The organism is Pseudoalteromonas sp. SG44-5 (assembly GCF_014164175.1).
GTDB lineage: Bacteria > Pseudomonadota > Gammaproteobacteria > Enterobacterales > Alteromonadaceae > Pseudoalteromonas > Pseudoalteromonas nigrifaciens.
Genome location: NZ_JACJES010000016.1, coordinates 55,502 through 72,784, shown reverse-complemented (window position 1 = coordinate 72,784; position 17,283 = coordinate 55,502). Strand labels below are relative to the sequence as shown.

The 17,283-nt window shown below is 39.1% G+C and carries 22 protein-coding genes; 8 read left to right on the top strand and 14 right to left on the bottom strand.

The window, feature by feature from the left end; genetic code table 11:
• Positions 1-81 precede the first annotated feature (81 nt).
• A complete protein-coding gene (locus H5079_RS14125; RefSeq protein WP_182684333.1) occupies positions 82-498 on the top strand; it encodes a hypothetical protein in 417 nt (138 codons plus the stop codon).
• Positions 499-852 carry a hypothetical protein gene (locus tag H5079_RS14120; protein WP_182684332.1) on the top strand — a complete coding sequence of 118 codons (354 nt, stop codon included), beginning with the start codon at positions 499-501 and terminating at the stop codon, positions 850-852.
• 212 nt (positions 853-1,064) lie between these two features.
• Here the strand turns inward: H5079_RS14120 and H5079_RS14115 are convergent, their stop codons facing one another.
• The 5 genes from H5079_RS14115 to H5079_RS14095 form a co-directional block, all read right to left on the bottom strand.
• Positions 1,065-1,535: a hypothetical protein gene (locus tag H5079_RS14115; RefSeq protein ID WP_182684331.1), complete on the bottom strand. Its 471-nt coding sequence runs from the start codon at positions 1,533-1,535 to the stop codon at positions 1,065-1,067.
• 91 nt (positions 1,536-1,626) lie between these two features.
• On the bottom strand, positions 1,627-2,661 hold the full coding sequence (locus H5079_RS14110) for a patatin-like phospholipase family protein (RefSeq protein WP_182684330.1): 1,035 nt from the start codon (positions 2,659-2,661) through the stop codon (positions 1,627-1,629).
• 183 nt (positions 2,662-2,844) lie between these two features.
• Positions 2,845-4,251 (bottom strand): sodium:alanine symporter family protein, encoded by a 1,407-nt coding sequence (locus H5079_RS14105; protein ID WP_011330168.1) that lies wholly within the window; start codon positions 4,249-4,251, stop codon positions 2,845-2,847.
• A 112-nt stretch (positions 4,252-4,363) separates the two neighbouring features.
• Positions 4,364-5,275, bottom strand: coding sequence for a citrulline utilization hydrolase CtlX (gene ctlX, locus H5079_RS14100; RefSeq protein ID WP_182684337.1), 912 nt, complete (start codon positions 5,273-5,275; stop codon positions 4,364-4,366).
• Positions 5,272-6,342, bottom strand: a complete 1,071-nt coding sequence (locus H5079_RS14095; RefSeq protein ID WP_182684329.1) for an ornithine cyclodeaminase — start codon at positions 6,340-6,342, stop codon at positions 5,272-5,274. The genes ctlX and H5079_RS14095 overlap by 4 nt, the downstream gene beginning before the upstream one ends.
• A 168-nt stretch (positions 6,343-6,510) precedes the next feature.
• On the opposite strand from H5079_RS14095, the gene H5079_RS14090 reads away from it, so the two are divergent.
• Complete coding sequence (locus H5079_RS14090) at positions 6,511-6,942, top strand: Lrp/AsnC family transcriptional regulator (RefSeq protein ID WP_011330165.1); 432 nt, start codon at positions 6,511-6,513, stop codon at positions 6,940-6,942.
• 94 nt (positions 6,943-7,036) lie between these two features.
• On the opposite strand, the gene H5079_RS14085 is transcribed toward H5079_RS14090, so the two are convergent.
• The 3 genes from H5079_RS14085 to H5079_RS14075 all read right to left on the bottom strand — a co-directional run bounded on the left by H5079_RS14085 (position 7,037) and on the right by H5079_RS14075 (position 10,187).
• Positions 7,037-8,056, bottom strand: coding sequence for a patatin family protein (locus H5079_RS14085; RefSeq protein WP_182684328.1), 1,020 nt, complete (start codon positions 8,054-8,056; stop codon positions 7,037-7,039).
• 269 nt (positions 8,057-8,325) lie between these two features.
• Positions 8,326-9,315 (bottom strand): LLM class flavin-dependent oxidoreductase, encoded by a 990-nt coding sequence (locus tag H5079_RS14080; protein WP_182684336.1) that lies wholly within the window; start codon positions 9,313-9,315, stop codon positions 8,326-8,328.
• A 128-nt stretch (positions 9,316-9,443) separates the two neighbouring features.
• A complete protein-coding gene (locus tag H5079_RS14075; RefSeq protein WP_182684327.1) occupies positions 9,444-10,187 on the bottom strand; it encodes a siderophore-interacting protein in 744 nt (247 codons plus the stop codon).
• Positions 10,188-10,307: 120 nt separating this feature from the next.
• Here H5079_RS14075 and H5079_RS14070 point away from each other — a divergent pair, with 120 nt between their 5' ends.
• The 3 genes from H5079_RS14070 to H5079_RS14060 all read left to right on the top strand — a co-directional run bounded on the left by H5079_RS14070 (position 10,308) and on the right by H5079_RS14060 (position 12,470).
• Positions 10,308-10,727, top strand: a complete 420-nt coding sequence (locus H5079_RS14070; RefSeq protein WP_182684326.1) for a MarR family winged helix-turn-helix transcriptional regulator — start codon at positions 10,308-10,310, stop codon at positions 10,725-10,727.
• An 82-nt stretch (positions 10,728-10,809) separates the two neighbouring features.
• Positions 10,810-11,223, top strand: coding sequence for a translesion error-prone DNA polymerase V autoproteolytic subunit (gene umuD / locus H5079_RS14065; RefSeq protein ID WP_011330160.1), 414 nt, complete (start codon positions 10,810-10,812; stop codon positions 11,221-11,223).
• Positions 11,211-12,470 carry a Y-family DNA polymerase gene (locus tag H5079_RS14060; protein WP_182684325.1) on the top strand — a complete coding sequence of 420 codons (1,260 nt, stop codon included), beginning with the start codon at positions 11,211-11,213 and terminating at the stop codon, positions 12,468-12,470. Before umuD ends, H5079_RS14060 begins: the two co-directional genes overlap by 13 nt.
• 18 nt (positions 12,471-12,488) lie before the next feature.
• Here H5079_RS14060 and H5079_RS14055 read toward each other — a convergent pair whose 3' ends face one another.
• From H5079_RS14055 to H5079_RS14035, 5 genes are all read right to left on the bottom strand, one after another.
• Positions 12,489-12,950: a hypothetical protein gene (locus H5079_RS14055; RefSeq protein WP_182684324.1), complete on the bottom strand. Its 462-nt coding sequence runs from the start codon at positions 12,948-12,950 to the stop codon at positions 12,489-12,491.
• Between the two features lie 191 nt (positions 12,951-13,141).
• Positions 13,142-13,660, bottom strand: coding sequence for a DUF4240 domain-containing protein (locus tag H5079_RS14050; RefSeq protein ID WP_182684323.1), 519 nt, complete (start codon positions 13,658-13,660; stop codon positions 13,142-13,144).
• Positions 13,660-13,851, bottom strand: a complete 192-nt coding sequence (locus H5079_RS14045) for a YwbE family protein (protein WP_011330156.1) — start codon at positions 13,849-13,851, stop codon at positions 13,660-13,662. Before H5079_RS14045 ends, H5079_RS14050 begins: the two co-directional genes overlap by 1 nt.
• A 69-nt stretch (positions 13,852-13,920) precedes the next feature.
• Entirely contained in the window at positions 13,921-14,202 is a 282-nt protein-coding gene (locus H5079_RS14040; protein WP_011330155.1) for a hypothetical protein, read from the bottom strand.
• Between the two features lie 96 nt (positions 14,203-14,298).
• Positions 14,299-14,511 (bottom strand): hypothetical protein, encoded by a 213-nt coding sequence (locus tag H5079_RS14035; protein WP_011330154.1) that lies wholly within the window; start codon positions 14,509-14,511, stop codon positions 14,299-14,301.
• Between the two features lie 80 nt (positions 14,512-14,591).
• Here H5079_RS14035 and H5079_RS14030 point away from each other — a divergent pair, with 80 nt between their 5' ends.
• Complete coding sequence (locus tag H5079_RS14030) at positions 14,592-15,401, top strand: ion transporter (RefSeq protein ID WP_182684335.1); 810 nt, start codon at positions 14,592-14,594, stop codon at positions 15,399-15,401.
• Positions 15,402-15,554: 153 nt separating this feature from the next.
• On the opposite strand, the gene asd is transcribed toward H5079_RS14030, so the two are convergent.
• Positions 15,555-16,694 carry an aspartate-semialdehyde dehydrogenase gene (asd, locus tag H5079_RS14025; protein WP_041454945.1) on the bottom strand — a complete coding sequence of 380 codons (1,140 nt, stop codon included), beginning with the start codon at positions 16,692-16,694 and terminating at the stop codon, positions 15,555-15,557.
• 218 nt (positions 16,695-16,912) lie between these two features.
• On the opposite strand from asd, the gene H5079_RS14020 reads away from it, so the two are divergent.
• Positions 16,913-17,137, top strand: a complete 225-nt coding sequence (locus H5079_RS14020; RefSeq protein WP_257025499.1) for a hypothetical protein — start codon at positions 16,913-16,915, stop codon at positions 17,135-17,137.
• The last annotated feature ends 146 nt before the right edge of the window (positions 17,138-17,283 follow it).

Here is a 17,283-nt window from a genome sequence, read left to right as displayed (position 1 = left end):
TATACTAATAGGGGGGGAGCGAAAATTTAACACTTATGCCGATTTTGCATTGTGATTTTTTAAAAAGGAGTATTAATCACAATGTTTAAATCAGAATTTCACAAACAGTTTCTTTCTTTATTTGGCTATGACTATGCAAAAGGAGCTAAAGAACTTGGCGTTAGTGAAAGGCAAGCAAGGCGATATGTTAAAGCAGGTAAGGCAAGTAAACCTGTAGAAATGTTAACAGCTATTATTTATCGAGGTTATTTACCTGCTACTGGAGCATGGTCTGACTGTAAAATTTCCGTGGATGATCATACAATGTCTACACCTTGGGGTAAGGTTAAACCCTCTGATGTTCAGTTGGTTCAACGCTATAAATGGTCAGCAAGGAAATCTGAAGCCATGTATAAAACTCTTAAGCAAAACCACAAAACACAAGATAACTACTTATCTGACTTACAAGACCAATTACTTAATATTATTGGTGAAATATCTGAAAGGACTGGAAGCTAAATGGAAATTAATTATTTGAAGCTGTACTTTGCACTTACTTTAACTGGCTTAACTATTTGGGGAGCTGATGAATCATTAGATGCTTATCGTGCATATGTTATCGAGCAAAAAGCATTGGCCTATGCAAAACAGTTAGAAATTGAAACTAAGTCTTTATCAATACGTGCTCAAACACGAGCTTTAAAATTGAAATCTGAACTTGCTGAATCGTCAAGAAAGGAACGCCAGCTAGATGCAGCTCGTAAAACTAATAGAGAAATATGCACCTTTTGGACTAATGAATATAACGAAATTAAGTCAGATAGAAATCAAGCAATGATGCAGGGAGCATGTGAACGAGCTAGAAAAAATTGACCAACTGTCAATGTGGAAAGCTAAACTAATATACTAATAAACAAGGGGTTTTCACCCCTTTTTAATATCTACATACCGTAATTTATGGGTTGTGTTAATTATAACCGTAACCAAATAAGTTTTCAGAGTCTGTCCTTGGTATTATTCATTCATATAGCGTATTGAATGAATAATATTAAAACTTACCTCCCGTTCTTTATAATTATAAAATGTCACTCTAAGTTTAAAATATTTCTACATTTATTATAAATTATACATTCTAAATTATCAGATGAGCTTACTAACTCATCTCTAAGTGATTTTATATTTTCTACTTTCTTTTTGTCTAGCTTAGACTCTACTGTATCAGGTAGAAACTCTGATATTTTTATTGTTATATCATTAATTTCTTCAACTTTTTTAAATTCTTCCTTTGTTAAGTAAATCATAGCCAATGTTTTTATTTTAGTATAATCATGTATTCCTTTTATTGTATCTATTCTTTCAAAAGCATTACTAGTATCAATTTTACCTTCATATAAGAAAATAAGCGTGGTCGCTTCTATAAGTTGGTCATTAACATACTTACTTAAAGAAGTGATAATTTCTTCCTGTTTATCTAATACTTTGTTTAAAGCTTCTTTATCATATTTAGTTTCGTTATTATTTTTATTTATTTTAAAGTTTATGATCCCTGTTATCAATACAGCTAATATCGCAACACCTCCTGTGATAGCTGAGTTTAATAGAGGAAGAAATTCTTTACTAATTAGAGTTTCGATTTTAAATTACCTTTTAATTTATATATATTTTATTATTTGCCATTTTATCAAACGCCTCGGCTAACTTTTCTGTTTCACTAAATACTGTATTCCAATATTTAATGCGTGTGTCGGCATCTAGATCGGTAAAATCATTTCTATCTGGAATTTTTCCGTAAGGTAAGCCTGCTATAAATTCTTTTGATGGCGTGATCATCACAACGTTATCGTAATTAAGTGGTGAGACTTTACGTTTTAAATTTTTATCAAACCACCCTGCTTTTGGGTCGCTATTAAAGTGTGGATATAAAATGAGTCCTGGGTTGTTAATTTTTAAATCAAAGTGGTAATCAATAATTCCGCCATCGCGATACATGCCGACGGGTGTTCCTGCAATATTTTTAATGCCTTGCATCACTAACGGTATTGAACCCGATGCAAGTAAGGCATCTTTTAAATTATTTTGGGTAAGCGCTATTTTTTGTGTTTTAAAATTATAGCTGTCGGTAATTGATAAGTCGCTTGTTGCTGGACCAAATATAAAACGCTGATATTGTGAACCTAAGTATTTTCGGTTTACCCGATTAAGCATATAACTTTTTGATAACCCCATAAGCTGTAATAATTTATTTTCACTGGCTATAAATCCATTCGATTTTGCCACTATAAAATGTGCTTTAAATACGGGGTTATTTATAATTTCGGCCACGCCATTATTGCCAAAAACATCTTCAAGCAGTGCGCGGGCTTTTAATGTAATTTCCGCAGGAGTGGGTTTATTACTAGAATAACGCGTTTGCGAATACGATGTTGCTAAGCGCTCAATTGCTGCAACCGGATCATTTTGCGCAAAACACGCTGAGCGAAATGCCCCGGCCGATGAGCCAATTAAGTTAAGCGGTTGTTTATGGTTTTTAAAAAACTCACCAAATATATATTTGTCTAAACCAAACAAGGTAAACCACTTTGGCCCGCCGCTGGCACCTAAAAATGAGCTGAATAATTCGGGTTTAAACCCCTGTTCGTTTATTATTTTTGCAGCAGTTTTACCTGCGTAAATGTTGATCATCTAAAAATTTAGCCTATAAAATCTGTGTTTAATTGCGCTGCTTATTTCTATTTAATGGCATATACTTGTTAATTACTTTGTATATAACCAGGCTAAAAATAGAATAGTTATGCAAAAATAAAAACGATTTTATGCTGCCATAAAACCGTTTATTAATGCTAAAAGTGACTTAATATACGTTAACTAGTCCCAAATGCCGGTTTCGCATTTACCCTGTACTTTTACATCATTTACTTTAAATTCGGGCTCTAAGCCTTTTTCGCGTTGCGTATGATAATCGCGAGTAACCGCTAATATTGTTGGGGTTAGCAATATAATAGCGATAACGTTAACCACTGTCATTAAACCTAAAGCAATATCGGCTAAATCCCATACTTGCTTTAATGTGGCCGACGCGCCCCACAACATCATTGATAAATAAAGCAAAGTATAAATACCACGACCCATTTTGTTATCGAGTTTAAATAAGTGCAAGTTACTTTCTGCGTAAGCATAGTTGGCTACTACAGACGTAAAGGCAAACAAGGTAATAGCGGCTGCTACAAAGTACACACCCCCTTGCGCTAAATGAGCGGTCATGGCGCTTTGCGTTAAACGTATACCTTCCATTTCGCCGCTTATGTCTATATCGGCAAGTAAAATAATAACCGCAGTACAACTACACAATACTATGGTGTCGAAAAACACCCCTAACATTTGAATGTAGCCCTGTGTTACCGGATGATTAGGCAGTGGGCTTGCACTAGCTGAAGCATGTGGCACACTGCCCGCGCCCGCTTCGTTTGAATAAAGGCCACGTTGAATACCATTTTTTATTGCTGCGCCCATCGCGCCTGCACCTGCTTCTTGCAGCCCAAATGCTGATAAAAATATATCTTTAAGCATAGCAGGCACTTGGGTGAAGTTTATTAAGGTAATAATAACTGCAACAAGCACAAACACTATGCCCATTACCGGTACTACGCGCTCAGCAAAGCGGGCGATTGCTTTAAAACCACCCACAATAATAGAGCCGGCTAACACAGTGATCACTAATCCAGAGTAAAAGGTTGGAATTTCGAAGGCAAAATTAAGTGCATCGGTAATGGTGTTGGTTTGCATGGCGCTAAAGGTAAAGCCGTAACCTAAAAATAAGCACAGTGCAAAGGTAATAGCAAAGGCTCGATTGCCTAATCCTTGTTGAATATAATACGCAGGGCCGCCTCTAAACTCGCCTTGGCTGTCGCGCACTTTATATACTTGACCTAATACACTTTCGGCAAAGCCTGTGGCCATGCCTAATATGGCAATAACCCACATCCAAAAAATGGCACCACTACCACCTAATGATATAGCAACGGCAACACCTGCTAAGTTACCCGTGCCTACCCGCGCACATAAACCAGTACACAGCGCTTGAAATGATGATATGTCGCCTTTTTTACATTTGCTGCTGCCTTTTAGTAAACTAAACATATGTTTAAATTTAAGTATTTGAATGGCTTTTAAACGCACCGAAAACCAAATACCAGCAAACAATAAAATGTAAATGAGGACTTGGCCCTCTCCCCATAAAATACCATTTACACTTTTTACTACGGTATCGAACATTGCTAATTCCTTGTTATATTTCTTATTTAAATAGGCACTGCAAGCGACACAAATATACGTTATAAAATAATAAAGGCAGTAACACTGCCTTATACTATTAAATTTTATACATTTACTTTGTTGGTAAATGAATGCCAGCGATCATACACCTTACTGAGCCACCAGCAGATTCAATGGTAGGAATAGGTAAAGGCACCAATTTGGCACTTTTTTCTATTACCTTAATTTGCGCTGCAGTAAGTGCTTTAAAAGCCGTTGCTGATAACGCTAAAATCCGTCCGCTTTTACCCTGTAACTCAATGGCATTGCCGCAAAAGTTATTAATTTGATCGCCCGATAACTCAATGACTTGATGATAGCTTTGCAATAAATGGCTTACTAGCTGCCTGCGCTGTTCGTTTGGCACCATGTCTAAGCCAATCATGGCAAACTCTGTAGCAACACACATTAATACATTGGTATGGTAAACCGCTGTGCCTTGCATATCGTAGGCATTAAAAACCACCGGGGTTAGCTTTAATTGCTCGCATACTGTGTTAACAACTGACTGTGTCGTTCGCTTTGATTCAACCGCATAAGCAAACTTATATTGATGATCAATAACCAGTGAACCAGTGCCTTCTAAGAATGAATTTTCTTTCGCTAAAAATGAATAATTAGTCACTGAAGACACTTTATATTGATCCGTTAAAAAATCAATAATATCTTTGCGATATTCTGCTCTTCTGCTTTTTGCGTACATTGGATAGGTTAGTATTTCGCCATTTTGGTGAGTAGTAAACCAATTATTAGGAAATACCGAGTCGGGCGTATCTTTATGCTGGTCTTCAAAAAGGTGAACGAGGATCCCTTCTTGCTTTAACACTTCTACTGCATTGGTTACTTCGTTATACGCATGTAAGCTTTGATCTGTTGTTAAACAGCTGCGTTGAAATGTGTTATCACGCATGGTTTGCGGGTTAGAAGTAAAATGATGTGGGCGAACCATCACAATACTATTTGGTGCTTGGTTTACCATACTTATGCCACACTCTCTTGCTGCATATGCTCAGTGGTTAAAACTGAAAACAAATTACGCGGATCGGCTTGCTGGGTAATTAAATCAAGTAAGCTGTACTGCCCCGTTGCAATGAGCTGATCGCGAATAAATGCCAATGCCGTAAAATCTTCGCTAGCAAAGCCCACACCATCAAAAATAGTAAGTTGTTGCTGACTCTCACGCCCGCAAGCTTGTCCATTAATAACTTGATGAAACTCGGTTACAGCAAAATCAGCCCTCATTTGTTGAATTTCACCTTCAATACGTGTTTGTGGCTCGTACTCTACAAATACAGCGGCGCGCTCAAGCAGCTTTGTATCTAATTCTGTTTTACCTGGGCAGTCGCCACCAATAGCATTTATATGCACGCCTTGTGGGATCATCTCGCTGGTTAAAATTGTAGCGTTGGTTTTATCTGCAGTGCAGGTTGTTATTATGTGCGCACCTTTTACCGCCTCTGCAGCACTGTTACAAATAGTGACGTTTAAGCCATAGGCAGTGAGGTTATTAAAAGCTTTTTGCGACGCACTCGGGTCTATATCGTATAAATGAATATCAGTAATACCCAGTACACTTTTAAATGCCAACGCCTGAAACTCAGACTGCGCACCGTTACCAATTAGCGTTAGTGTGGTTGCATTTTTAGGGGCTAAATATTTTGCGACTAATGCTGAAGTGGCTGCAGTTCTGAGTGCGGTAAGTAGGCACATTTCGCTGATCATAATCGGATAGCCGCTATCTACATCGGCTAAAATTCCAAATGCAGCAACGGTTTGCAGTTCTCTAAAAGTATTTTTAGGATGCCCGTTTACATACTTACAGCTAAATAGTTCGCCGTCGCTCACTGGCATAAGCTCTATTACGCCCTCTGGTGAATGCGCTGCATAACGTGGGGATTTATCAAATTGCTGCCAACGAGTAAAGTCTGTTTCTAGTCGCTTTGTTAGCTGTTGTAAAACATTTTCTATGCCGAGTTTATTTATAAGCTTTGCCATTGTTTGTACGCTAATAAAAGGAACGCCTTGTTTTGGCTGTACTATAAAATGCGTCATTAAAACCTCTATAAGTAAGTGTGTGCAATTATTTATAGACAGTTTATCGCTCTGGTGCGTCAGTTAAAATGGCAATTAATTATACAAATAGCATTGTTTTTTGTCATTTTGCTAGGCGGCAATGGTTAAATTTAGTATTTTGTTTAAAACTTACCTAAGGCTTAACCTATGACTCCCTATATTTATGACGCTCTCGACAAAGCATTAATAGCTGAACTTAGAAAAGACGGCCGCGCTTCTATTTCAACCTTAGCCACTACATTAAACGTGTCGCGGGGCACAGTACAAAATAGGTTAGACAGATTACTTTCATCAGGGGCAATTTTAGGTTTTACCGTGCGTGTACATCAGCACATTGAAACCGAAGCAGTCAGAGCAATTATGATGGTAGAAGTGGTAGGTAAGTCGACCTCGCAAGTTATCAAAACGATGCGCGGTATTCCTGAGCTAACTAAATTGCACACCACTAACGGTGCATGGGATTTAGTAGCCGAAATTCAAGCTGCTAACTTAAGTGAATTTGATGGGGTTCTTAGGCAAGTAAGGGAAATAGACGGTATTTTAAATAGCGAAACCAGTATTTTGCTTTCGTCTACTTAAAATAAAATGCTGGCGTGCATTACATACGCCAGCAAAGAGGTTATTTATTACCTCAATTCAATTGAGTAAATAACCCCCTTAGTTTTAGTTATATTTAGTTATAACAGTACTGCAATGCTTGATTATGGCTATGATCCCAAATTTGCGGGTTTTGCTCTGCTAAATAAGCACGCCCTGCCTGTAAACCAAGTTTGTGATCAAAACGTAAATCGTTATCTGAACTGCCAAGTAATTTGCTATGCAGTTTTTCGGTTGCAAAAATTTGTATAATTTCAACATCCTCTGGTGGGTTTGCAATAAACTCCAACTCTTCTTGATATGCTTGTTCGTGCTGTAGTAAATAATCTATGGTTTTAGGACAATAGCCTGACGCGCACACAAATGCTCTTAGTTTATTTACCCATGCCGATTGTACTTGAAAGTTAATATCGACCGTGCGGATCACCACTATTTTACGTGCGCCTCGGTTATAGGCTTCACGTACAGGTAAAGGTGCTGCAAGGCCGCCATCTAAGTAAAAGTCGGCTACTGCTGGCTCTACTTGCTCTAAGGCAAGCTCGGCTTCGTTAGCTGCTAAAGTATTCATCCAAGGTGTTAGTTTTACACCTTGCTTATACAAAAATGGTAACGCACTTGATGCTTTTAATAGCTCACGCCATTGCTTGCTCTCGCCTGTAGGCGCTAAAAAGTACGGTTTGCGGTCTCGTGAGTTAGTTGCTGTAATAAGCAATTCACGATCCCCTAAGTTACTTTTGGCTGTTTTAAAATCTAAACTACGATTTACCTCTGTGGTTTTATCAAAGTACCAGTCTAAATCCATTATGTGCTTACCAATTAAACCACGGCCTAATTGAAAAAAGTTTTTATTACGCGACAACCCTCTGATCAAACGCTTTGCATAGCCTTTTTGCCTTGCTAAAAAACTAGTTAAGTTTTGCGAACCCGCAGAAGTACCAATAAATAAATCAAATGGGTCGTAGTCTTGCTCTAACCACGCATCGAGTACACCGGCTGTAAATATACCTCGCTGTCCGCCACCTTCAGCAATCAGCGCAATTTTTGGCAGCGCTGCTTTATTAACTGAATTAGGGATTACATTATTTAGCGAGTTCACGGTGCACCTTCCTGTAAAAAGTAGAGTTATAGAGTTATAACGTTTTGTGGTTTTAATTATAGCGGGTAAGTTATCACTATAAAATTGATTAAATCTATTAGTTTAATCGCTTAAAGCGAATGCGGTAGGATAATTTATTTGCTGTTATTTGAGAGTAACTTAGATGAGCACCCAAAATACAGATTGATGTTGCCTATAAGCAAAACTAGTTTAGATTTCGCGTATAATATAGCAGGCGTAAGGTGTACGCCTGCTTAACTAAATGAAACTTAACGTTTTAATTCCATTAAAATTTCGATAGCTCTATGGCGTTTTTCGCTGTCGTATAAATCGTTGGTAAATATAAATTCATCAACGCCCAGCTCTTTTACTATCATTTCTAACTTGTGTCTTATACTTACATGCCCGCCTATTACACTTAAACTTAAAAAGTTTTCCACTTGTGCACGCTCTTGCTCGCTCCATAGGCCGCCCATAGAGTCAACAGGTGGTTGCAGCCATAATTCACTGCCACGCATTAGCGCAAGTACCCGCTGTTGCGAAGTGGTCGATAGGTATTGTGCTTCTTCGTCGGTATCGGCTGCTATCAGCGGTAACGCCAGCATTATGTATGGCTTATCAAGTACCTTTGAAGGTTTAAATTCACGCTTATACAACTCTATGGCATCGTACAAAAAGCGCGGAGCAAAGTGCCCTGCAAATACATACGGTAACCCTTTTTGCGCTGCAAGTTGCGCGCTAAATAAGCTTGAGCCTAATAACCAAATAGGTATATTGGTATCCTCACCGGGTATAGCCCGTATTGGGTGAGTGCCATTATAAGGCCCTAATAAGGTTTGCAGTTCGGTTACTTCTTGAGGGAAGCGCTCTGCTCGGCTCATGTCTGAATTTAAAGCTCTACTCGTAATAGGATCGCTTCCTGGTGCACGGCCAAGCCCTAAATCAATACGCCCTGGGTATAAGCTCTCTAATGTACCAAATTGTTCGGCTACAACTAATGGCGAGTGATTCGGCAGCATAATCCCCCCCGAACCTACACGTATTCGATCTGTTTTACTGGCAATATGGCCCACTAAAATAGAGGTAGCTGCACATATAATGCCTGGCATATTATGGTGCTCTGCTAACCAAAAGCGATTAAAACCTAGTTCGTCGGCTCTTTGAGCGTACTTAGTACTTTTATGTAGTGTTTCGGATACCGTTGCCCCTTTGGGCATCGGGGCAAGCTCTAATAACGAAAAGGGAATATTAGATAACAAAATAGCAGCTCCTATAAATGGCATGCTTATGGTGTGCTATAACCACAAGCATAAAAACTAGAGATGGGTGTGCGTTACCTGTAATTCAAGATACTAAAGGTGCTAAACACTAAATAACCTGAGCATATTTAAACGGGTTGTGCCGCTTGCTGACGTTGCTGTTTATAGCTCTCTGAATTTAGTCCCTTTTTCCAATAACCCGATGCCACAATATGCGTACGTGGTATGGCGTATAGCTCATTAAGTTTAGTTTTTACTTTGCGCACTAAACCTGCCTCTAGCGCCATAAAAACAATTGGGGGTTGTACGCCTATTTTTAAATTGTTTAATGCAGTTAGCATGCTTTCATCTGGGCTATTGGTAACTAGCCAATTTACAGGGCGCGGCGTATCTAAACTAATAATGTCTTGAGCGCTAGGAGCATGAATAAACATATCAATTTTCGCGCTATGCGGTAACTGCTGAGCATAGCCTTTCACTGCATTAACTGAAGTTAAGTCGCCAAGGAGTACGTAGTGCGAATGGCTATAATTATCGAGTTTTTTAGGGCCCGGGCCAGCTATGGCTAGGGTGTCTCCTACTTTTGCTGTTTGCGCCCAGTTTGTAGCAGGACCTTGATGCATATTAATTACAAAGTCGAGCGTGAGCGCCCCCGTTTGCTCATTAACATGGTTAATAGTATAGGAGCGCATAAGCGCCGTTTTTATGTTTAAATCAAGTTCACCATTATGGGGCAGTAACACTTTTACATAGTGGCCTATGTAACTTGGCGTAAGATCTTTAAATTCATCAGAACCCACCACAATGCGTTGTAAGTGCGGTGTAATTTGCTTCGTACTTAGCAACTGTGCTTTGCGTATTTGTCTACTCATGTATTACCTCGTTTTACAAAAAGTTTAAATTGCATGCAGCAACATTTGCACAACGCCCCATTGGTTGATAAAATCAACTATAGCAATTTAATTGATATTGTCAACCATTTGGTAATTACTATGAAATCATCTCTACCTAATACACTTTTTATGCTAATGCAAAGCTACCGCGTAACAACGCGTGAGGCGATTAATGCGAACGACCTTGGTTTAAACGCTATGCATGTGCGTTGCTTGCATATTATTGCAGCAACGCCGCAGTGTACTGCTAACGATATTGTTACCCAAACTCAACGCGACAAAGCACAAATTGCCCGTTTAATTAAAGAGCTTTTAGCATTAAATTTAATCAACAAATGTGCCAGTGAGCACGATAAACGCTGTTTTATTGTCTCTTTTACTGCCTCTGGCACTGCGCTTTTTAACAAATTACTAAGTGCCGAGCGCCAGGTTAACGAGCAAATGTGTAAAAATTTAAACTCGACGCAAATCAACGACTTTTTAAATACCGCACGAACAATGATCAAAAACATGCAGTGATCTTTCATTCATTACTTGGCAAAAGTAAAACAAAACGCATATACTGTACACTTGTACAGTATATGCGTTTTGGTTGATCTTTATGTTTGTTATTCCCATTTATATAGAAGCGGGTGTGTGCGGGTTTGAATCGCCTGCTGCACCATATAGCGAGCTTGGTGTGTCGCTTGATGAGCTATTAATAAAGCACCCCGACGCCACTTTTATTGGCGTTGCCTCTGGCAGCTCAATGCAAGACGTGGGTATTTTTGAAGGTGACTTGCTAATAGTAGACCGCGCTGAACAGGCTAAAAATGGCGACGTTATTGTTGCCAATTTAAATGGCTTATTTGTGTGTAAGCTACTTGATAAAACCAATGCCCGGCTGCTCTCGGCATCCCCTTTGTATAAACCAGTACAACTAACCTCCTGCGATGAGTTTCAGCTTGAGGGCGTAGTGACACGCTCAATTCGCCTGCACCGCCAAAGCCCTGAGTTACTGTTATGTATGCCCTAGTAGACGCGGTGGCCTTTTATGCCAGTGCTGAAAAAGTATTCGATCCAGCGATTCGCTCAAAACCTGTGGTGGTGCTTACCAATAACGACGGTTGCATATGCGCGGTTTGCCCCATTGCTCGGCGTTTAAATATTCCTAAATTTGCGCCTTACTTTAAAGTTAAGCAGTTACTTGCGCAAAATAATGTAGTAATTCGCTCTAGTAATTACGAGCTATACGCAGATTTAAGCGACAAAATGATGAACGTTATTGGCCGTTTTTGCGACGTTCAACACGTATACAGTATCGACGAATCATTTTTACACTTTAACGGTTACACCCCTGTTATTAATGACTGGTTTGCATACGGGCACACTATTAGGCGCACCGTATGGCGCGAAACTAAGCTCCCCGTTGGTGTTGGCTTTGGCTCTACGGCTACTTTAGCAAAAGCGGCAAACCATGCCGCTAAAAAATTATCCGGATTTAATGGCGTTGCTGTTATTAACTGCGAAGCAAGCCGTAAAGCTATTTTACAAAGAATGAGTTGCCAAGATATATGGGGTATTGGTAAGCGTTTAGCCAAAAAATTAAAAGTAATGAACATACACACTGCATGGCAATTAGCGCAGCAAAACCCTAACAGTATGCGCCGTGCATTTAGTGTGGTGGTAGAGCGCACTGTAAATGAGCTTAATGGCATACCTTGCTTAAATTGGGACGACGTACGCCAAGATAAGCGCGAGATATTTTCGACCCGAAGCTTTGGTGAGCGTATATACGAGCCAACGGCACTTAAAACCGCGTTAATTAATCACGTTACTGTGGTTGCTAGTAAATTAAGAAAGCAAAAATCGCTTACCAAACAACTTTATATTTTTGCGGCGAGCTCGTCTCACGAAAACGTTTTTTATAAAAAGTCGTATATGTATACATTTGCCAGCCCCACTAACGACACCTGCGTAATGGCTAACGCGGTATCGCAAGTGTTTGAGCAAATATATCAGCCGGGTATTCGCTTTTATAAATGTGGTGTGGGTGCTTTAGAGCTTATTGCGCAGCAGTTTCAACAAGACGATTTATTTAATAAACGCACCGACAATCCAGTATTAATGAATTGTCTTGATGCTATAAATAAACGCTACGGTAAAGGAATGCTTAGTTTAGCAAGCAGTAAATTAAATGAAGGTTGGCATATGAACAGGAATTTTTTATCCCCGCAGTACACCACGCGCTGGCGTGATATACCCAAAATATATTGTGAGTAAGTACAGCTTACTTATGCGTTATTGACTGTCGGGTACTTTTTTAAATGTGCATGCAACGCTTGGCTGACTTAAAGTATATTTAAGTGTGTCGTTAGCTAAAAAATAAATGCTTTGGCTAATTGTTTTTTCGTTAGCTGGGTTTTCGCAGCGGCTCATTCTTAAGCCGTTTTCAATGCCATCGCTTTTGTATTTTAATGAGCTAGTAACAAAACAAAAATCGGGCTTTTTAACCGTTTGTGTTCCGTTATGTAAAGAGTCAAAAATAATTTGCTCACCTAAAGTAAAACCGGCATCTTCATTATCTGGATTTACTAAACTCAATTGGCTATTAACGCATAACGCTGAATTAGCCGACACCACCTCATAGGCACCCAGTTTTGTTTTTAAAAGCGGAATAAAACGGCTTTTATTACTTGGGGTTGCAACTGCATGAGCGCTGGTAAAAGCAATAGCTAATAAAGCAAGTGTTAAGTATTTCATTAAGTGGTTGTATCCTCGAATTAGTGGGTTAAATAATAGCGAAATGCTTGGTTGCTTAATTTTTATAACTTTTATAACTATAACAGAGATTTACTTTAAAAGGAGAGAAGTCGTGTTGCTTTAAAAAGGCGCTACACACCCTAAGCGTTTTTATACGCAGTAAAAAATAAAACGATTAGGGTGTGAAAATATTACTGCCAGTACTTAGCAAATAACAGCGGATAGCTTTGCTTTAAAAACTTAGCTTTGTCTTTAAAGCGTTTGCCTCTTGGCTCGTCACTTCCTGAGGGAATAAATGGCAGTTCGTCATCGTTACGCTCCTCGTAAAGTAAACCAGCAATTAAGTCGTATTCATCAATGTACGGATAAGGCTGCTCGTTAACATGATACACAGGCGTACAGGCGGCAATTGAATCGGGGTTTAGTAAAGCGTTTTCGAACACGTCTGCGCCGCGCGATATTAACCAGCATCTAAACTCACTAAAACCATATTCGTCGTTACAACCGGCCATTACAAATGCTGCGCCAAATAAATCCCAGGTGTAGCATTTACGCATACAAATACCAAAGAATTTATCAAACTCAATTAACTGCTGATCGGTTAAATCGTGCAGTTTAAGCTTTAAGTTATCACTCACATTTTGCGGATCGAGCCCTAAATCGGGGGCGGTTACTAAATTCCAAAAAGCCTGTTCTGTTAAAGTGCTCATTATAAGATCTCTTTCACTCGGCCTACTTGGCCATCGTCTAAACGTACTTTAATACCATGAGGATGGTTTGGTGACTTTGTTAATAAACGCTCAACCACACCTTGCGTTAATGTGCCACTGCGTTGATCTTCTTTTAATACGATATTTACTTTTGTACCAGGGGAGATTTGCGAACGAGTAGGGACAGCCATAATTTATACTCTAAAAAATAATTTGGCCAATTATAGCCTTCAAGCATACACAAACCAACCTAACAAAGGTTAATCGACTAAAAACGAAATGTTCGCTGCTTTAATAGCCAAACCAATTGTTGCAAGCTGTTGTGTGATCTCATTTTTAAGCGCGTCAAAATGTAACTCGCTTTTTTGATACGCTAGGTCATCGTTAAAATAGCATTGAACTTTTAAGGTGTTAGCTTCGTTATTTAAATCAACGGTATGTGTTAAATAAGCAAAGCCAAAATCGGTTTGTTTTATATTTTCACAGGCAATAGTCAGTACTTGGCGTATTTGCTTATCACGCTGTTTTTGAGTTTTTGTCATAATTTTTTAGCCATAACCTCTTAATTTATTAGTATTTGAAATTAAATAGTAATAACGCTTAATAGCCGTTATTCAATAAGAGTGATTGAATAAGCGTTACTGAGTGTTTTCGGCTCGTTGTTTTTTAAACTCTTCAAAATTAGCCTCTTGTAATTTAAGGCATTCGTAATATTCTTTGTCTGCTTTGTAGTTACACTCATCAAGACGTGCAGATTGTATTTCATGAAAGCGTGCATCAGAGCTGCAGCCAGCGAGCAAACTCAAACCGGCTACAAACAGTAAACTCGCGTTTAGTTTATTGATAATCATTAAAATTCCTTACACTTTAGAAGGTAAAAACTGTATATTAAGCGCCTCAAAAAACCTTACTTTGTACAGGACTTATTATGATGTTGCCGCAGTTGCAAAAGCAGTTTCAGCGTATAGATAAAAGCAAACTATTTCAATCATTTGTTATTGCTGTAATTGTTGTTTCTGCTCTTACCGTAGGTGCTCACACCTATTCTCTTCCGCCAACGGTAGAAATTGTCCTTAATTGGATGGATATAGGCATTACGACGTTCTTTTTAATTGAACTCGTAATTCGCTTTATTGCCAGTAAAGGTATCAAAGATTTTTTTTCCAAAGGTTGGAATATTTTCGACACCCTTATCGTACTAGGTAGCTTATACCCTGCGGCAGGCTCAAGTATGCTAATTGCACGCTTATTGCGAATATTTCGTGTATTGCGGCTGGTGTCTATGGTCCCCGAGCTGCGCTTATTAGTTAACGCTTTACTTAAAGCTATTCCGCAAATGGGTTACATAGCCCTGCTGATGTTTGTTATTTTTTACATTTACGCCGCTGTAGGCAGTATGATGTTTGCACATATAAACCCTGTATTGTGGGGTGATGTATCAATATCTATGTTGACCTTGTTCAGAATTGCCACGTTTGAAGATTGGACCGACGTAATGTACGAAACCATGCTGGTTTATAAACTTAGCTGGATTTACTACTTAACCTTTATATTTTTAACTGCGTTTGTATTTTTAAATATGATGGTTGGCGCTATTTTAGAAGTGATGTCGCAAGAGCACAAAAATGCCCGCGATGAGCTGGCCGATAACGACTCACTGCCCGCGACACAAGGGCAAGTAAACGCCTTGCAAGCACAAATTGCTGATCTAAAATCATTACTCAAAGAAAAAGAGTATTAATAAAAAGGCTATTAATTATTCACAGCCACCAGCTTAATAGTCCTAAGTTGAAGAATAATTAATTTAGCATTTAAAATAAAAAAGGGTTAGCCAATGGCTAACCCTTTTTTTATAAAACAATGTGAGCGTTTATACGGTTACATTAAATTGCTACTATTCGCTGTCAACAATTATGCGAAGCATACGACGTAGCGGCTCTGCAGCACCCCATAACAGCTGATCGCCAACGGTAAAGGCGCTAATATATTTAGGCCCCATGGCTAATTTACGAATACGCCCAATTGGAATATTAAGTGTACCGGTGACCTTAACTGGAGTTAAGTCGGTAGTACTAATATCGCGCTCATTAGGAATAACCTTTACCCACTCGTTATGCGATTCTAAAATTTGCTCTATTTTGGCAACGCTAATATCTTCGCGTAATTTAATGGTCATTGCTTGTGAATGACAACGCATAGCACCAATACGTACACATAAACCATCTATTGGAATAGGTTGTTTAGCCGAGCCTAAAATTTTATTCGCTTCAACTTGCGCTTTCCACTCTTCTTTACTTTGACCACTTGGCATAGGCACATCAATCCACGGAATTAAACTTCCCGCGAGTGGCACACCAAACTGATCCTGTGGCAATTGGTTCGAGGCCATTTTTTCACTGACTATTTTATCTATTTCTAAAATAGCAGCACTTGGATTTGCAAGTTGCTCGGCAACACTTTGATGAATTGCGCCCATTTGTGCAATTAACTCTTTCATGTTGCGCGCACCCGCGCCCGACGCGGCTTGGTAGGTCATGGGGCTTACCCATTCTATTAAGTCTTGCTCAAATAAACCGCCCAGTGCAAGCAGCATAAGAGAAACCGTACAGTTACCGCCTACAAAGGTTTTAACACCTTGTGATAAACCTTGCTCAATAACGTCTTTATTGACCGGATCAAGCACTATAATGCTGTCGTTAGCCATACGCAGTGCCGACGCTGCATCTATCCAATAACCATCCCAACCCGACTCGCGCAATTGTGGATAAACCGCATTGGTGTAATCGCCACCTTGGCAGGTAACAATAATGTCCATTTTAGCCAGTTCGGTAATATTGCTGGCATCGAGTAACGGCTTTGCTTCGCCCGCAATATCTGGGCCTAATTGGCCCGCTTGTGAGGTGGTGAAAAAGGTGGTGTCGATAAGTGCAAAATCACTTTGTTGCTTCATACGCTCTAATAACACAGAGCCAACCATGCCACGCCAACCGACTAATCCTACTTTTTTCATTGTGAGTTCCATTATTTGATTCATAAAAGATGCCTTAATACATTAAAAATTAAATTCATTGCGTGAGATTTAATTTTCATTAACGTCAAAATAACACCACCAGCACCCTAAAACTAGTGAATAAAGTAGAACTCAAATTTTTTTCATAGTGTAAAAAATGCAAAAACATACTGTGCTTATTTTAAACTTTAATAAAAGCTTAACCTTGTTGAAACTTATATTTACCATGCTCAAAAATAAATATGGAAGAGCAACAAGGCGTATTAGTCAATACCGCAACAACTTATTACAGCCCACAAGTATGGATAAATAGAAACTTAAAGCCATTTATTGTGGGACCGACAAATGGAAATCAATTTTGTGAAGAGTGTGGTCACAACCTAGAAACCTCTGGAAGCACTGTTACTTGGGGAGAGGATGAAAGCGCCTATGGATACTTCGATTGGTATAACCAATCATGGGGATGAAAAGCACTAGTATGAAAAACCAATGTTATCAGCTCTATGCAACTATAAAGTGCCAATAAAGTTGGCAAAATATAAAACCCAAAAAGCCCTGTATTAAATACAGGGCAAAGAACTATTGCCTACTTTAGGTGTCGTGGTTCATACCA

Coding starts and splice junctions, on each gene's coding strand:
- H5079_RS14020 (WP_257025499.1), top strand. CDS start 16,913: ATGGAAGAGCAACAAGGCGTATTAGTCAATACCGCAACAACTTATTAC.
- H5079_RS14060 (WP_182684325.1), top strand. CDS start 11,211: ATGTATGCCCTAGTAGACGCGGTGGCCTTTTATGCCAGTGCTGAAAAA.
- H5079_RS14120 (WP_182684332.1), top strand. CDS start 499: ATGGAAATTAATTATTTGAAGCTGTACTTTGCACTTACTTTAACTGGC.
- H5079_RS14035 (WP_011330154.1), bottom strand. CDS start 14,511: ATGATTATCAATAAACTAAACGCGAGTTTACTGTTTGTAGCCGGTTTG.
- H5079_RS14030 (WP_182684335.1), top strand. CDS start 14,592: ATGTTGCCGCAGTTGCAAAAGCAGTTTCAGCGTATAGATAAAAGCAAA.
- H5079_RS14095 (WP_182684329.1), bottom strand. CDS start 6,342: ATGACGCATTTTATAGTACAGCCAAAACAAGGCGTTCCTTTTATTAGC.
- umuD (WP_011330160.1), top strand. CDS start 10,810: ATGTTTGTTATTCCCATTTATATAGAAGCGGGTGTGTGCGGGTTTGAA.
- H5079_RS14105 (WP_011330168.1), bottom strand. CDS start 4,251: ATGTTCGATACCGTAGTAAAAAGTGTAAATGGTATTTTATGGGGAGAG.
- H5079_RS14055 (WP_182684324.1), bottom strand. CDS start 12,950: ATGAAATACTTAACACTTGCTTTATTAGCTATTGCTTTTACCAGCGCT.
- H5079_RS14050 (WP_182684323.1), bottom strand. CDS start 13,660: ATGAGCACTTTAACAGAACAGGCTTTTTGGAATTTAGTAACCGCCCCC.
- H5079_RS14040 (WP_011330155.1), bottom strand. CDS start 14,202: ATGACAAAAACTCAAAAACAGCGTGATAAGCAAATACGCCAAGTACTG.
- H5079_RS14070 (WP_182684326.1), top strand. CDS start 10,308: ATGAAATCATCTCTACCTAATACACTTTTTATGCTAATGCAAAGCTAC.
- H5079_RS14045 (WP_011330156.1), bottom strand. CDS start 13,851: ATGGCTGTCCCTACTCGTTCGCAAATCTCCCCTGGTACAAAAGTAAAT.
- H5079_RS14125 (WP_182684333.1), top strand. CDS start 82: ATGTTTAAATCAGAATTTCACAAACAGTTTCTTTCTTTATTTGGCTAT.
- H5079_RS14090 (WP_011330165.1), top strand. CDS start 6,511: ATGACTCCCTATATTTATGACGCTCTCGACAAAGCATTAATAGCTGAA.
- asd (WP_041454945.1), bottom strand. CDS start 16,694: ATGAATCAAATAATGGAACTCACAATGAAAAAAGTAGGATTAGTCGGT.
- H5079_RS14075 (WP_182684327.1), bottom strand. CDS start 10,187: ATGAGTAGACAAATACGCAAAGCACAGTTGCTAAGTACGAAGCAAATT.
- H5079_RS14110 (WP_182684330.1), bottom strand. CDS start 2,661: ATGATCAACATTTACGCAGGTAAAACTGCTGCAAAAATAATAAACGAA.